General features: G+C 44.5%; 9 protein-coding genes, 11 tRNA genes and 4 rRNA genes. All 24 read left to right on the forward strand.

Annotated features, from left to right (window positions below; genetic code table 11):
- Window positions 1–72: 72 nt before the first annotated feature.
- The 24 genes from MHH98_RS00440 to MHH98_RS00555 all read left to right on the forward strand — a co-directional run bounded on the left by MHH98_RS00440 (window position 73) and on the right by MHH98_RS00555 (window position 15,826).
- Window positions 73–1,452 (forward strand): anthranilate synthase component I family protein, encoded by a 1,380-nt coding sequence (locus tag MHH98_RS00440; protein ID WP_340713515.1) that lies wholly within the window; start codon window positions 73–75, stop codon window positions 1,450–1,452.
- Entirely contained in the window at window positions 1,449–2,042 is a 594-nt protein-coding gene (gene pabA / locus MHH98_RS00445; RefSeq protein WP_076035397.1) for an aminodeoxychorismate/anthranilate synthase component II, read from the forward strand. Before MHH98_RS00440 ends, pabA begins: the two co-directional genes overlap by 4 nt.
- A complete protein-coding gene (gene pabC / locus MHH98_RS00450) occupies window positions 2,042–2,878 on the forward strand; it encodes an aminodeoxychorismate lyase (RefSeq protein ID WP_038179302.1) in 837 nt (278 codons plus the stop codon). Before pabA ends, pabC begins: the two co-directional genes overlap by 1 nt.
- Window positions 2,878–3,729, forward strand: a complete 852-nt coding sequence (folP, locus tag MHH98_RS00455; protein ID WP_340712168.1) for a dihydropteroate synthase — start codon at window positions 2,878–2,880, stop codon at window positions 3,727–3,729. Before pabC ends, folP begins: the two co-directional genes overlap by 1 nt.
- A 50-nt stretch (window positions 3,730–3,779) precedes the next feature.
- On the forward strand, window positions 3,780–4,148 hold the full coding sequence (gene folB, locus MHH98_RS00460) for a dihydroneopterin aldolase (protein ID WP_038179306.1): 369 nt from the start codon (window positions 3,780–3,782) through the stop codon (window positions 4,146–4,148).
- Window positions 4,145–4,666: a 2-amino-4-hydroxy-6-hydroxymethyldihydropteridine diphosphokinase gene (gene folK / locus MHH98_RS00465; protein WP_038179308.1), complete on the forward strand. Its 522-nt coding sequence runs from the start codon at window positions 4,145–4,147 to the stop codon at window positions 4,664–4,666. Before folB ends, folK begins: the two co-directional genes overlap by 4 nt.
- Window positions 4,618–4,824, forward strand: coding sequence for a helix-turn-helix domain-containing protein (locus tag MHH98_RS00470; RefSeq protein ID WP_038179310.1), 207 nt, complete (start codon window positions 4,618–4,620; stop codon window positions 4,822–4,824). The genes folK and MHH98_RS00470 overlap by 49 nt, the downstream gene beginning before the upstream one ends.
- A gap of 29 nt (window positions 4,825–4,853) precedes the next feature.
- Window positions 4,854–5,882 carry a tRNA dihydrouridine synthase DusB gene (dusB, locus tag MHH98_RS00475; protein ID WP_076065984.1) on the forward strand — a complete coding sequence of 343 codons (1,029 nt, stop codon included), beginning with the start codon at window positions 4,854–4,856 and terminating at the stop codon, window positions 5,880–5,882.
- A 170-nt stretch (window positions 5,883–6,052) separates the two neighbouring features.
- Complete coding sequence (gene lysS / locus MHH98_RS00480) at window positions 6,053–7,537, forward strand: lysine--tRNA ligase (RefSeq protein WP_445684001.1); 1,485 nt, start codon at window positions 6,053–6,055, stop codon at window positions 7,535–7,537.
- Window positions 7,538–8,103: 566 nt separating this feature from the next.
- Window positions 8,104–9,656, forward strand: a 16S ribosomal RNA gene (locus tag MHH98_RS00485).
- A gap of 184 nt (window positions 9,657–9,840) precedes the next feature.
- Window positions 9,841–12,770 (forward strand): 23S ribosomal RNA (locus MHH98_RS00490).
- 128 nt (window positions 12,771–12,898) lie between these two features.
- Window positions 12,899–13,014 (forward strand): 5S ribosomal RNA (gene rrf / locus MHH98_RS00495).
- A gap of 9 nt (window positions 13,015–13,023) precedes the next feature.
- Window positions 13,024–13,099: transfer RNA gene (locus MHH98_RS00500), tRNA-Val, on the forward strand.
- A gap of 17 nt (window positions 13,100–13,116) precedes the next feature.
- Window positions 13,117–13,192: transfer RNA gene (locus MHH98_RS00505), tRNA-Thr, on the forward strand.
- Window positions 13,193–13,204: 12 nt separating this feature from the next.
- A tRNA-Lys gene (locus MHH98_RS00510) sits at window positions 13,205–13,280 on the forward strand.
- Between the two features lie 20 nt (window positions 13,281–13,300).
- Window positions 13,301–13,385, forward strand: a tRNA-Leu gene (locus MHH98_RS00515).
- Window positions 13,386–13,410: 25 nt separating this feature from the next.
- Window positions 13,411–13,485: transfer RNA gene (locus tag MHH98_RS00520), tRNA-Gly, on the forward strand.
- 6 nt (window positions 13,486–13,491) lie between these two features.
- Window positions 13,492–13,580: transfer RNA gene (locus MHH98_RS00525), tRNA-Leu, on the forward strand.
- A 32-nt stretch (window positions 13,581–13,612) separates the two neighbouring features.
- A tRNA-Arg gene (locus MHH98_RS00530) sits at window positions 13,613–13,689 on the forward strand.
- A 4-nt stretch (window positions 13,690–13,693) separates the two neighbouring features.
- Window positions 13,694–13,770: transfer RNA gene (locus tag MHH98_RS00535), tRNA-Pro, on the forward strand.
- A 19-nt stretch (window positions 13,771–13,789) separates the two neighbouring features.
- Window positions 13,790–13,865, forward strand: a tRNA-Ala gene (locus MHH98_RS00540).
- Between the two features lie 147 nt (window positions 13,866–14,012).
- A 16S ribosomal RNA gene (locus MHH98_RS00545) occupies window positions 14,013–15,565 on the forward strand.
- The 16S, 23S and 5S rRNA genes sit together here with 11 tRNA genes alongside, the layout of an rRNA operon.
- Window positions 15,566–15,660: 95 nt before the next feature.
- Window positions 15,661–15,737, forward strand: a tRNA-Ile gene (locus MHH98_RS00550).
- A gap of 13 nt (window positions 15,738–15,750) precedes the next feature.
- Window positions 15,751–15,826 (forward strand) — tRNA-Ala (locus MHH98_RS00555).
- Window positions 15,827–15,876 lie beyond the last annotated feature (50 nt).

Here is a 15,876-nt window from a genome sequence, read left to right on the forward strand (position 1 = left end):
TTAAAATATAGATTTAATTAATTGGAGGAAGATTTCTTGAGCTTATCATTAATCAACTACCCATCTTTTTCGATGGACAAGCAGTCGTTCTTTTATGCGTTTAAGGAACTTGTAAAAGATGAAAAATATCATTTGTTATTAGAAAGTGGCCGCGGCGGTCAGCAGTCAGTGGCAGGATGGAACCCGATGGCTGTAGTACGTTCGACTGATGACGGCTTACTGATTTCCTGGCGCGATGGACAAGAGGAAACACGAGTAGGAGAATCGCTACATTTATTGGAAGCTTTAATAGATGAATATAAATTGCCTGTTAATGTGGAGTTCCCTGATTTCCAAGGTGGTGCAGCAGGATTTATCTCATACGACTATGCACGAAAAATTGAGAACCTGCCAAACCTAGCGGAGGATGATCTGCAGATACCAGATTTGTATTTTTATCTATTCGATGAATGGGCGGTATATGATGTAGCGGAGGAACAAGTTCATTTGATGAAGCTTTCTTCTAGCGATGTTGACCTTGCGAAACGTGAACGCGATTGGCAACTGGCAGGAGAGAAGGGGCTAAAATCACAAAAATTTGCGGAGGGTGCGGCTACTGATGTTGTGCATGATGTAACAAAATTACAAGTGTCTCTATCGGCTGATGTTTTTGAAGAGGCTGTCCGTAAAGTGCAAAACTATATTGCGCAAGGTGATGTATTCCAAGTGAATCTGTCCGTTAGACAAGCAAAAGAGCTTGGTGCAGAACCTATGCAAATGTATGAGGCGCTACGTTCGTTTAATCCTTCTCCGTATATGGCATTTATCCAATCCCCTGAGTTTGCTGTTGTTTCAGGTTCTCCTGAATTACTTGTGAAGAAAAAAGGGCAGGAGCTTTCAACTCGGCCGATAGCAGGAACTCGTCCGAGAGGGAAAGATATCGTTGAAGATGAACGATTGGCACAGGAATTAATTGATAATGAAAAGGAACGCGCTGAACATGTTATGCTCGTTGATCTAGAGCGTAATGATTTAGGTCGTGTCTCAAAATATGGAACCGTTGAAGTGAATGAGTTTATGGTGATTGAGAGATATTCGCATGTTATGCACATTGTTTCGAATGTAAGGGGCATTGTAGATGAAAATTGTTCAAATGCAGATGTAGTAAGAGCGCTTTTCCCTGGCGGCACAATTACAGGTGCACCAAAAATTCGAACGATGGAAATTATTGAGGAACTTGAAACAGTTCGTCGGGGGTTATACACAGGGTCGATAGGTTGGCTAGGATACAACGGTGATTTAGAACTGAATATCGTTATCCGTACAGCTTTTATTAAAGAAGAGATGGCGTATATACAAGCGGGTGCGGGTATTGTGATTGATTCTATTCCTACTAATGAATATATTGAATCTCTAAACAAGGCAAAAGCTTTATGGCAAGCGAAGGCAATGGCGGAGGAGTGTAACGTATGATTTTAATGATTGATAACTATGATTCATTTACCTATAATCTCGTGCAATATTTTGGTGAATTTGGACAAGAGCTTATTGTGAAAAGAAATGATGAGCTAACAGTGCAGGAGATTGCAAAGCTTGCGCCTGCTATGATTGTTATCTCACCAGGGCCTTGTAGTCCGAATGAAGCCGGTAGAAGTCTAGAAATCATTGCTCATTTTGCAGGGAGCATTCCAATTTTTGGTGTCTGTCTAGGGCATCAAGCAATTGCGCAAGTATTTGGTGGGAAAGTTATTCGTGCAGAACGTTTAATGCATGGTAAAACATCACCTGTACAGCATGATAGTAAAGGTGTAAATAGAGGGCTACCAAATCCATTTCAAGCAACGCGTTATCATTCACTAATTGTTGAACGTGAGACTTTACCTGAGTGCCTTGAAATTACTTCGTCGACAGCAGAAGGTGAAATTATGGGGATTCGTCATAAGGATTATCCGGTTGAAGGTGTTCAGTACCATCCGGAGTCAATTATGACAGAGGAAGGTAAGAAGATATTGCAAAACTTTATCGAGTGCTATTGTGAGGTTACTGAAGGAAGTGGTAATTAATGTGGTGTTGGATGAACGGAGAGTATGTACAGAGTGAGGATTTAAGAATTTCGCCATTTGATCACGGCTTTTTGTATGGATTAGGCTTCTTTGAAACATTTCGTACCTATGAAGGAGACGTATTTCTCTGGGAAGATCACTGTAAAAGGTTGCAACGAGCATTAGATGATTATCATATCGTATTGCCTTATAGCTTTGATGAATTGTTAGCAGTTATTCGTGAGTTGGATAAACGTTGTGATGGAGAAGATGGTTATTTTCGATTGAATGTATCGGCAGGTGCACATGATATTGGATTAAAGCCAACAAGTTATACTGAACCAACCGTTATTGTATTTCGTAAATCTTTGCCTAGGATGGTAAGAGGGCAAGAGAAATCCGCGGTATGGTTGAATACAGAACGTAATACGCCTGAGCAATCAATCCGCCATAAATCGCATCACTATGCGAATAATGTATTAGCTCGATTTGAAGTACCGTCTTTAGCTGATTTGGAAGGGTTTTTCGTGAATGAAGAAGGTTTTGTAGCGGAAGGTATAACGTCAAATATTTTTTGGGTGACGAATGGTAAGGTATATACTCCTTCTATTGAAACTGGTATTTTACCAGGTATTACGCGCGGGCAAGTGATGCAACAAATAACGGTTATAGAAGGGTTCTTTACTCGAGAGCAGCTAGAACAAGCGGACGAGTGCTTTATAACAACGTCCGTCCAAGAACTTATCCCAATCCGCTCTTTGCAAGGGAAAAATTTCCTAGGAAATAACGGGCCGGTTTACAAAGCTCTACACGAGCAGTATGTTAAAAGCATAAATGATGCGAAAGGAAGACCTTGATGAACCTAGACAATTACGCAATACCACTAACTATCGATGGGCATATACTCGACTTCCATAAAGAGACGTTTGTGATGGGTATATTAAATGTAACGCCAGACTCTTTTTCAGATGGCGGAAAATATAACGATTTAGAATCAGCAGTTGCTCAAGCAAAGCAAATGGTCACAGATGGTGCGAAGGTTATTGACATCGGAGGCGAATCAACTCGCCCTGGGCATACTCAAATCTCAGTCGAAGAAGAATTAGCTCGTGTTATACCTATTATTAAAGAGCTTCGTAAAGAGGTAAATGTATTGATCTCAATCGATACATATAAAGCGGAAGTAGCAAGACAAGCTGTTTTAGCAGGTGCACATATAATTAACGATATTTGGGGAGCTAAGTACGATCCTGAAATTGCTAGTGTGGCTGCAGAATTAAATGTGCCAATTATTTTAATGCATAACCGCGACAATGAAGAATACGGGGCAAATTTCTGGGAGGTAGCAAAAGCTGATTTAGAAAAGAGTTTGCAAATAGCCAAAGCTGCTGGGGTACCTGATGCACACATCTGGTTAGACCCGGGGATTGGATTTGCGAAATCACATCATGAAAATGTATTGATGATGCAGGTTTTGCCGCAATTGGTAGAAATGGGTTATCCTGTATTACTTGCAACGTCTCGCAAAAGAATGATTGGTAATATCTTAGACCTCCCAGTGACAGAACGGGTGGAAGGTACAGGTGCTACAGTCTGCTTCGGAATCGATAAAGGTTGCCATATGGTACGTGTACATGATGTTAAGGAAATCGCTCGTATGACACGGATGATGGATGTCTTATTAGGTAAACAACCAAATGTAGAATGATAAGATTTATCTTGAAATAATATTTTTAATGATGAAGTGGAGTGTTAATAATGGATTATATCCATGTAAAAGATATGGAGTTTTATGGCTATCATGGTGTATTAGCTGCCGAAACTGCTATTGGTCAGCGTTTTAGGGTATCGATATCACTGGCGGTAGATTTACATCAAGCTGGTGAGACAGATGAGCTTGAATATACAGTGAATTACGCGGAAGTGTATATGATTTGCAAAGAAATTGTTGAAGGCGAACCTTACAAATTAATCGAAGCTGTTGCAGAGCAAATAGCGACTCGTATTCTGTCTACATATGAGGGACGAGTAAAAGGGTTACGTGTAGAAATGATTAAACCTGACCCGCCGATTCCAGGTCATTACCGGGAAGTATCTGTTGAATTGACAAGAGGTGAGTTTAAATGAACGAAGTTTTTATTTCGCTAGGTTCAAATATAGGCGAGCGATTGCAAACTTTGCGACATGCAGTCAAGTTACTAACTGAACATCCAGAAGTGGAAGTTGTTGCGGTGTCTTCTGTATATGAGACTGATCCTGTTGGCTTTATAGACCAAGATGCATTCCTTAATATAGTTGTGCAAATTCGTACTTCGTTGAATCCGGAAAAAACACTTGAATTGTGCCAAGCGATTGAGAATGAGTTAAAGCGTGTGCGCGTAATTCGTTGGGGTCCAAGAACGATAGACCTTGACATTTTGCTTTATAATCACGACAATATTCAAACAAAGACACTAATTGTTCCGCATCCTAGAATGCATGAACGTGCTTTTGTTCTAGTACCATTATTGGAAATCGCTCCAGATCTCATTTATCCTAAAACAAACGAAGCGTTGCAATCAATGCTATCTAGTGTTGGGAAAGAAGGCGTACGACAATGGAAAACGATCGCTGGGGTAGAAGAATTCGTGCATTTCGAAAACTAAAAAGAATTCAGCAGGTCGAATTTGCGAAAAAAGTTGGTATGTCTACTTCAATTTTAGGTAAAATTGAACGTGGGGATCGTTTGCCAACAGAAGAACAGTTACAAATCATAGCGACAGCGCTTGATATAAAAATGGACGAATTAAAAGGTAGAGAATAAGCACCAACCATATATGGAGGAAACAGAGTATGACATTAACAAATGACAACCCGTTCAAAATCGGCGACATTGTTATGGATAACCGAGTAGTACTTGCGCCGATGGCAGGTATTTGTAATTCGGCTTTCCGTCTAACAGTAAAAGAATTTGGAGCGGGTTTAGTATATGCAGAAATGATTTCAGATAAAGGGATTGTTCATCGTAATGATAAAACAATGAGTATGCTTTATATCGATGAACGTGAAAACCCACTTTCGTTACAAATATTTGGTGGCGATAAAGAAACGCTTGTAGAAGCAGCTAAATATGTAGACCAAAATACAACGGCGGATATTATCGACATCAATATGGGGTGCCCAGTAAATAAAATTATCAAATGTGAAGCAGGGGCTAAATTGCTTCTAGATCCAAATAAAGTATATGAAATGGTAGCGGCAGTAGTAGATAATGTGAAAAAACCAGTCAGCGTGAAAATGCGTATTGGGTGGGATGACGAGCATGTCTTTGCAGTCGATAATGCCAAAGCAGTAGAACGTGCTGGAGCATCTGCAGTTGCTGTCCACGGTCGTACACGTGTTCAAATGTATGAAGGTCATGCAAATTGGGATATTATTCGTCAAGTAAAAGAGAACGTAAACATTCCTGTTATCGGAAATGGAGATGTAGAAACACCTCAAGATGCGAAACGTATGATTGAACAAACTGGGGTAGATGGCGTTATGATCGGTCGTGCAGCACTGGGTAACCCTTGGATGATATACCGTACAGTGGAATATTTGAAATCAGGTAAATTAATTGATGAACCAAGTGTTCGTGAGAAAATTAATGTTTGTCTTCTTCATTTTGAACGCCTAATGGCCTTAAAGGGAGAAGTTGTAGCGGTTCGTGAAATGCGTAAACATGCTTCGTGGTACTTAAAAGGCATTCGCGGTAATGGTAAGGCACGTAATGCCATTAACCAAACTGAGACAGCGTTAGAATTAAGAGTATTACTGAATACCTTAGTAGAAGAATTTGAAGAACGAGAAGCAGCAGAAAAAGCTATCCATATTATTTAATGGAACTCCGAGTCGTCGCCTTTGAAGTGACGGCTTTTTTCTTTAGGAGCTAATGGATTATGAAGTATTTACTAGTAAATGATGATAAAGACGTGAATCGTTAAGCAAAATTGTGTACAATAAGTACATTATGGACTGCATAGCGGAACAAAAAATGAGGAGTGAATATCGTGTCTGAAGAATTAAATGACCAAATTTTGGTGAGACGCCAAAAGATGGCTTCTATTAGAGAAAACGGCTTAGATCCATTCGGTGCCCGTTTTGAACGTACGCATTTATCAAACGAAATTAAAGAACAGTATGTGGATTTTACTAAAGAACAATTAGAAGAAGATTTACATGAAGTTGTAATCGCGGGTCGTATTATGACAAAACGCGGTAAAGGTAAAGCTGGTTTCGCGCATATTCAAGATTTAGGTGGACAAGTACAAATTTATGTTCGAAAAGATGCTATTGGTGAAGAAGCATACGAATTGTTTAAACAAGCGGACCTAGGAGACATCGTAGGTATTCGCGGTAATGTTTTCCGCACTCAGGTAGGAGAACTTTCTGTTAAAGCATTAGAATTTACTTTCCTAACTAAATCACTACGCCCAATGCCAGAGAAATTCCATGGCTTAAAAGATGTAGAGCAACGTTATCGTCAACGTTACTTAGATTTAATGACGAGTGAAGAAAGTAAACAAACTTTCATTACTCGCTCAAAAATTATTCAAGCTATCCGCCGTTACTTAGATGGTAATGGTTACCTTGAAGTAGAAACACCAATGCTACACACAATTGCAGGTGGAGCAGCCGCTCGTCCTTTCATTACGCATCACAATTCGTTAGATATGGAATTATATATGCGTATCGCTATTGAACTTCATCTAAAACGATTAATCGTTGGTGGGCTTGAAAAAGTATATGAAATCGGTCGTGTATTCCGTAATGAAGGTATGTCAACGCGCCATAACCCAGAATTCACTATGATTGAATTATATGAAGCTTATGCTGACTATCGTGACATTATGGCACTTACAGAGAATTTAATTTCTCACGTAGCACAAGAAGTATTAGGTACAACTGATGTGCAATATGGCGACGATGTTATTAGTTTAGCGCCAGGTTGGACTCGTCTGCACATGGTAGATGCAGTTAAGGAAGCAACAGGTGTAGACTTCTGGACTCCAATGTCTAAAGAAGAAGCACGAGCGCATGCAAAAGAACATGGTGTTGAAATTAAAGACTCTATGGAAGTGGGTCATATTATTAATGAATTCTTCGAACAAAAAATAGAAGAAACATTAGTTCAACCTACATTTATCTATGGTCACCCAGTGGAAATTTCTCCGTTAGCTAAGAAAAACCCTGAAGATGAGCGATTCACAGATCGTTTTGAATTATTCATTGTACGTCGTGAGCATGCAAATGCCTTTACTGAATTAAATGATCCAATCGATCAACGTGAACGCTTTGAAGCGCAGCTTGCTGAAAAAGAAGCGGGTAATGACGAAGCGCACGAAATGGATGATGACTTCATTGAATCGTTAGAGTATGGTATGCCGCCAACAGGTGGATTAGGTATCGGCATTGATCGCTTAATCATGTTGTTAACGAATTCACAAACTATACGTGATGTATTATTGTTCCCTACAATGCGTCCACGTGATTAAATACTAAGGTTTTCTTATAGAAAAGACTCTAGTTAATGCTAGAGTCTTTTTTGTTTACGTTCTATTAGAGTGGTTAGCTTTTTGTTTGAAAATTACTAAGAAGTTCATTACAATAGAAGACAAGCTATTTTTGAAAGCATCTAATATTAACTTATATATAAGTTTACTTTTTTGAAAAAAGATGTTGCATTAGAATTAATATAGTGGTATATTAATTGAGTTGCTAATTTAGCTAACAAAACGGTTTGAAAATAACTTAAAAAAGTTGTTGACACTGAGTAGTGAATTTGATAAGATATAAAAGTTGCTGATAAACAAGCAATGATAACAAGTTTGAAACAACGGTTTGAAAATAACTTAAAAAAGTTGTTGACAACGAAAAGTTATCCTGATATAATATTGAATGTCGCTAACGAAGTGGCAAACAAAATGAACCTTGAAAACTGAACATGCAAGACGTTAATCAATAAATGTTTTTGAACATCAACTCTGTTGGTGGATCAAAACAAAAATAGATATCATCTTCGGATGATACGCTAGCAAAGCTAATGAGCTTTCAAACTACTTTTATGGAGAGTTTGATCCTGGCTCAGGACGAACGCTGGCGGCGTGCCTAATACATGCAAGTCGAGCGAATGATGAAGAAGCTTGCTTCTTCTGATTTAGCGGCGGACGGGTGAGTAACACGTGGGCAACCTACCTAGTAGATTGGGATAACTCCGGGAAACCGGGGCTAATACCGAATAATCCATTTTGTCACATGGCAAAATGCTGAAAGGCGGTTTCGGCTGTCACTACTAGATGGGCCCGCGGTGCATTAGCTAGTTGGTGGGGTAACGGCCTACCAAGGCAACGATGCATAGCCGACCTGAGAGGGTGATCGGCCACATTGGGACTGAGACACGGCCCAAACTCCTACGGGAGGCAGCAGTAGGGAATCTTCCACAATGGACGAAAGTCTGATGGAGCAACGCCGCGTGAGTGATGAAGGTTTTCGGATCGTAAAACTCTGTTGTAAGGGAAGAACAAGTACGTTAGTAACTGAACGTACCTTGACGGTACCTTATTAGAAAGCCACGGCTAACTACGTGCCAGCAGCCGCGGTAATACGTAGGTGGCAAGCGTTGTCCGGATTTATTGGGCGTAAAGCGCGCGCAGGTGGTTTCTTAAGTCTGATGTGAAAGCCCACGGCTCAACCGTGGAGGGTCATTGGAAACTGGGAGACTTGAGTGCAGAAGAGGAAAGTGGAATTCCAAGTGTAGCGGTGAAATGCGTAGAGATTTGGAGGAACACCAGTGGCGAAGGCGACTTTCTGGTCTGTAACTGACACTGAGGCGCGAAAGCGTGGGGAGCAAACAGGATTAGATACCCTGGTAGTCCACGCCGTAAACGATGAGTGCTAAGTGTTAGGGGGTTTCCGCCCCTTAGTGCTGCAGCTAACGCATTAAGCACTCCGCCTGGGGAGTACGGCCGCAAGGTTGAAACTCAAAGGAATTGACGGGGGCCCGCACAAGCGGTGGAGCATGTGGTTTAATTCGAAGCAACGCGAAGAACCTTACCAGGTCTTGACATCCCAATGACCGCTCTAGAGATAGAGTTTTCCCTTCGGGGACATTGGTGACAGGTGGTGCATGGTTGTCGTCAGCTCGTGTCGTGAGATGTTGGGTTAAGTCCCGCAACGAGCGCAACCCTTGATCTTAGTTGCCATCATTTAGTTGGGCACTCTAAGGTGACTGCCGGTGACAAACCGGAGGAAGGTGGGGATGACGTCAAATCATCATGCCCCTTATGACCTGGGCTACACACGTGCTACAATGGACGATACAAAGAGTCGCTAACTCGCGAGGGTATGCTAATCTCATAAAATCGTTCTCAGTTCGGATTGTAGGCTGCAACTCGCCTACATGAAGCCGGAATCGCTAGTAATCGTGGATCAGCATGCCACGGTGAATACGTTCCCGGGCCTTGTACACACCGCCCGTCACACCACGAGAGTTTGTAACACCCGAAGTCGGTGAGGTAACCTTTATGGAGCCAGCCGCCGAAGGTGGGATAGATGATTGGGGTGAAGTCGTAACAAGGTAGCCGTATCGGAAGGTGCGGCTGGATCACCTCCTTTCTAAGGATAATTACGGAAACAGATCTTGGATCTGTCGATTAACGTCTTGCGTTCAGTTTTGAAGGCTCATTGTAAAATGATCTTCAAAACCTTGTTCTTTGAAAACTGGATAAAACGACATTGAAGCAAATTAAGTAACACATTTTTTATTATTAAGTTTTTTAGGCTTAATAACTAACTTTTAGGTTAAGTTATTAAGGGCGCATGGCGGATGCCTTGGCACTAGGAGCCGAAGAAGGACGGCACTAACACCGATATGCTTCGGGGAGCTGTAAGTGAGCTTTGATCCGGAGATTTCCGAATGGGGGAACCCACTGTTCGTAATGGAGCAGTATCTTGACGTGAATACATAGCGTCTTGATGGCAGACCCAGGGAACTGAAACATCTAAGTACCTGGAGGAAGAGAAAGAAAAATCGATTCCCTGAGTAGCGGCGAGCGAAACGGGAATAGCCCAAACCAAGAGGCTTGCCTCTTGGGGTTGTAGGACACTCTATATGGAGTTACAAAGGAATGAGTTAAACGAAGCGGTCTGGAAAGGCCCGCCAGAGCAGGTAACAGCCCTGTAGTTGAAAGTTCATTCTCTCTTGAGTGTATCCTGAGTACGGCGGAACACGTGAAATTCCGTCGGAATCTGGGAGGACCATCTCCCAAGGCTAAATACTACCTAGTGACCGATAGTGAACCAGTACCGTGAGGGAAAGGTGAAAAGCACCCCGGAAGGGGAGTGAAATAGATCCTGAAACCATGTGCCTACAAGTAGTTAGAGCCCGTTAATGGGTGATAGCGTGCCTTTTGTAGAATGAACCGGCGAGTTACGATTACATGCGAGGTTAAGTTTTAGAAGACGGAGCCGCAGCGAAAGCGAGTCTGAATAGGGCGAATGAGTATGTGGTTGTAGACCCGAAACCAGGTGATCTACCCATGTCCAGGGTGAAGGTAAGGTAACACTTACTGGAGGCCCGAACCCACGTACGTTGAAAAGTGCGGGGATGAGGTGTGGGTAGCGGAGAAATTCCAATCGAACCTGGAGATAGCTGGTTCTCTCCGAAATAGCTTTAGGGCTAGCCTCGTGATAAAGAATCCTGGAGGTAGAGCACTGTTTGAACTAGGGGTCCATCCCGGATTACCGAATTCAGACAAACTCCGAATGCCAGTGATTTATGCACGGGAGTCAGACTGCGAGTGATAAGATCCGTAGTCAAGAGGGAAACAGCCCAGACCACCAGCTAAGGTCCCAAAGTAATTGTTAAGTGGAAAAGGATGTGACGTTGCTTAGACAACCAGGATGTTGGCTCAGAAGCAGCCATCATTTAAAGAGTGCGTAATAGCTCACTGGTCGAGTGACGCTGCGCCGAAAATGTATCGGGGCTAAACAATTCACCGAAGCTGTGGATGGACATCTTAGATGTCCGTGGTAGGAGAGCGTTCTAAGTGCTGTGAAGTCAGACCGGAAGGACTGGTGGAGCGCTTAGAAGTGAGAATGCCGGTATGAGTAGCGAAAGACGGGTGAGAATCCCGTCCACCGAATGACTAAGGTTTCCTGAGGAAGGCTCGTCCGCTCAGGGTTAGTCGGGACCTAAGCCGAGGCCGATAGGCGTAGGCGATGGACAACAGGTTGATATTCCTGTACCACCTATTTACCATTTGAGCAATGGGGGGACGCAGTAGGATAGGGTAAGCATGCTGTTGGTTATGCATGTTCAAGCAGTGAGGCGTGAAATGAGGCAAATCCCATTTCTATAACGTTGAGCTGTGATGACGAGGACGTATGTCCGGAGTTCCTGATTTCACACTGCCAAGAAAAGCCTCTAGCGAGGTAAAAGGTGCCCGTACCGCAAACCGACACAGGTAGTCGAGGAGAGAATCCTAAGGTGTGCGAGAGAACTCTCGTTAAGGAACTCGGCAAAATGACCCCGTAACTTCGGGAGAAGGGGTGCTCTAGTAGGGTGAAAGCCCGAGAGAGCCGCAGTGAATAGGCCCAGGCGACTGTTTAGCAAAAACACAGGTCTCTGCAAAACCGTAAGGTGACGTATAGGGGCTGACGCCTGCCCGGTGCTGGAAGGTTAAGAGGAGTGCTTAGCGCAAGCGAAGGTGCGAATTGAAGCCCCAGTAAACGGCGGCCGTAACTATAACGGTCCTAAGGTAGCGAAATTCCTTGTCGGGTAAGTTCCGACCCGCACGAAAGGCGTAACGATCTGGGCACTGTCTCAACGAGAGACTCGGTGAAATTATAGTACCTGTGAAGATGCAGGTTACCCGCGACAGGACGGAAAGACCCCGTGGAGCTTTACTGTAGCCTGATATTGAATTTTGATACATCTTGTACAGGATAGGTAGGAGCCAGAGATTCCGGAGCGCCAGCTTCGGAGGAGGCGTTGGTGGGATACTACCCTAGATGTATTGAACTTCTAACCCATGCCCCTTAGCGGGGTAGGAGACAGTGTCAGGCGGGCAGTTTGACTGGGGCGGTCGCCTCCTAAAGAGTAACGGAGGCGCCCAAAGGTTCCCTCAGAATGGTTGGAAATCATTCGTAGAGTGTAAAGGCATAAGGGAGCTTGACTGCGAGACCTACAAGTCGAGCAGGGTCGAAAGACGGGCTTAGTGATCCGGTGGTTCCGCATGGAAGGGCCATCGCTCAACGGATAAAAGCTACCCCGGGGATAACAGGCTTATCTCCCCCAAGAGTCCACATCGACGGGGAGGTTTGGCACCTCGATGTCGGCTCATCGCATCCTGGGGCTGTAGTCGGTCCCAAGGGTTGGGCTGTTCGCCCATTAAAGCGGTACGCGAGCTGGGTTCAGAACGTCGTGAGACAGTTCGGTCCCTATCCGTCGTGGGCGTAGGAAATTTGAGAGGAGCTGTCCTTAGTACGAGAGGACCGGGATGGACACACCGCTGGTGTACCAGTTGTTCTGCCAAGGGCATCGCTGGGTAGCTATGTGTGGACGGGATAAGTGCTGAAAGCATCTAAGCATGAAGCCCCCCTCAAGATGAGATTTCCCATTACGCAAGTAAGTAAGATCCCTCAAAGACGATGAGGTAGATAGGTTCGAGGTGGAAGTGTGGCGACATACGGAGCTGACGAATACTAATAGATCGAGGACTTAACCAAATTTTACTTAACAAACTTCAATGTAATTTATCCAGTTTTGAGAGAACAAGAAAAACTTATTAAAAAAGTTTAAAAAACACTTGCTTTTAGCTAAGTGAAGTGATATAATAATTCTTGTCTTAAAATAGTCTAGTGACGATAGCAAAGAGGTCACACCCGTTCCCATGCCGAACACGGAAGTTAAGCTCTTTAGCGCCGATGGTAGTTGGGGGTTTCCCCCTGTGAGAGTAGGACGTTGCTAGGCGAATAATATGGAGGATTAGCTCAGCTGGGAGAGCACCTGCCTTACAAGCAGGGGGTCGGCGGTTCGATCCCGTCATCCTCCACCATTTTTCAAATAAACATTGCCGGTGTAGCTCAGTTGGTAGAGCAACTGACTTGTAATCAGTAGGTCGAGGGTTCGACTCCTTTCGCCGGCACCATTCATTTTATTTGAGCCATTAGCTCAGTTGGTAGAGCATCTGACTTTTAATCAGAGGGTCGTAGGTTCGAATCCTACATGGCTCACCATTTTTTAAAAAACATTATATGCGGGTGTGGCGGAACTGGCAGACGCACTAGACTTAGGATCTAGCGCCGCAAGGCGTGGGGGTTCGACTCCCTTCACCCGCACCATAATTTTTAAGTTTATCAGCATATTGCGGAAGTAGTTCAGTGGTAGAACACCACCTTGCCAAGGTGGGGGTCGCGAGTTCGAACCTCGTCTTCCGCTCCAAAATATGCCGGGGTGGCGGAACTGGCAGACGCACAGGACTTAAAATCCTGCGGTAGGTGACTACCGTACCGGTTCGATTCCGGTCCTCGGCACCATTTCTTTTAATTTAATACAAGTGATAATATATGCGCCCGTAGCTCAATTGGATAGAGCGTCTGACTACGGATCAGAAGGTTGTGGATTCGACTTCTGCCGGGCGCGCCATTAACGGGAAGTAGCTCAGCTTGGTAGAGCACTTGGTTTGGGACCAAGGGGTCGCAGGTTCGAATCCTGTCTTCCCGACCATTATTACTTATACCCATACGGGGCCTTAGCTCAGCTGGGAGAGCGCCTGCCTTGCACGCAGGAGGTCAGCGGTTCGATCCCGCTAGGCTCCACCATATATATCTTATGAACCTTGAAAACTGAACATGCAAGACGTTAATCAATAAATGTTTTTGAACATCAACTCTGTTGGTGGATCAAAACAAAAATAGATATCATCTTCGGATGATACGCTAGCAAAGCTAATGAGCTTTCAAACTACTTTTATGGAGAGTTTGATCCTGGCTCAGGACGAACGCTGGCGGCGTGCCTAATACATGCAAGTCGAGCGAATGATGAAGAAGCTTGCTTCTTCTGATTTAGCGGCGGACGGGTGAGTAACACGTGGGCAACCTACCTAGTAGATTGGGATAACTCCGGGAAACCGGGGCTAATACCGAATAATCCATTTTGTCACATGGCAAAATGCTGAAAGGCGGTTTCGGCTGTCACTACTAGATGGGCCCGCGGTGCATTAGCTAGTTGGTGGGGTAACGGCCTACCAAGGCAACGATGCATAGCCGACCTGAGAGGGTGATCGGCCACATTGGGACTGAGACACGGCCCAAACTCCTACGGGAGGCAGCAGTAGGGAATCTTCCACAATGGACGAAAGTCTGATGGAGCAACGCCGCGTGAGTGATGAAGGTTTTCGGATCGTAAAACTCTGTTGTAAGGGAAGAACAAGTACGTTAGTAACTGAACGTACCTTGACGGTACCTTATTAGAAAGCCACGGCTAACTACGTGCCAGCAGCCGCGGTAATACGTAGGTGGCAAGCGTTGTCCGGATTTATTGGGCGTAAAGCGCGCGCAGGTGGTTTCTTAAGTCTGATGTGAAAGCCCACGGCTCAACCGTGGAGGGTCATTGGAAACTGGGAGACTTGAGTGCAGAAGAGGAAAGTGGAATTCCAAGTGTAGCGGTGAAATGCGTAGAGATTTGGAGGAACACCAGTGGCGAAGGCGACTTTCTGGTCTGTAACTGACACTGAGGCGCGAAAGCGTGGGGAGCAAACAGGATTAGATACCCTGGTAGTCCACGCCGTAAACGATGAGTGCTAAGTGTTAGGGGGTTTCCGCCCCTTAGTGCTGCAGCTAACGCATTAAGCACTCCGCCTGGGGAGTACGGCCGCAAGGTTGAAACTCAAAGGAATTGACGGGGGCCCGCACAAGCGGTGGAGCATGTGGTTTAATTCGAAGCAACGCGAAGAACCTTACCAGGTCTTGACATCCCAATGACCGCTCTAGAGATAGAGTTTTCCCTTCGGGGACATTGGTGACAGGTGGTGCATGGTTGTCGTCAGCTCGTGTCGTGAGATGTTGGGTTAAGTCCCGCAACGAGCGCAACCCTTGATCTTAGTTGCCATCATTTAGTTGGGCACTCTAAGGTGACTGCCGGTGACAAACCGGAGGAAGGTGGGGATGACGTCAAATCATCATGCCCCTTATGACCTGGGCTACACACGTGCTACAATGGACGATACAAAGAGTCGCTAACTCGCGAGGGTATGCTAATCTCATAAAATCGTTCTCAGTTCGGATTGTAGGCTGCAACTCGCCTACATGAAGCCGGAATCGCTAGTAATCGTGGATCAGCATGCCACGGTGAATACGTTCCCGGGCCTTGTACACACCGCCCGTCACACCACGAGAGTTTGTAACACCCGAAGTCGGTGAGGTAACCTTTATGGAGCCAGCCGCCGAAGGTGGGATAGATGATTGGGGTGAAGTCGTAACAAGGTAGCCGTATCGGAAGGTGCGGCTGGATCACCTCCTTTCTAAGGATAATTACGGAAACAGATCTTGGATCTGTCGATTAACGTCTTGCGTTCAGTTTTGAAGGTTTATAAAACCTTATATTTTTCCGAAAAAGGGGCCTATAGCTCAGCTGGTTAGAGCGCACGCCTGATAAGCGTGAGGTCGATGGTTCGAGTCCATTTAGGCCCACCATTTTTCTTTTTTTGGGGCCTTAGCTCAGCTGGGAGAGCGCCTGCCTTGCACGCAGGAGGTCAGCGGTTCGATCCCGCTAGGCTCCACCAATATTGTTCTTTGAAAACTGGATAAAACGACATTGAAGCAAATTAAGTAA

Source organism: Viridibacillus sp. FSL H8-0110 (assembly GCF_038003565.1).
Taxonomy (GTDB): Bacteria; Bacillota; Bacilli; order Bacillales_A; family Planococcaceae; genus Viridibacillus; species Viridibacillus arenosi.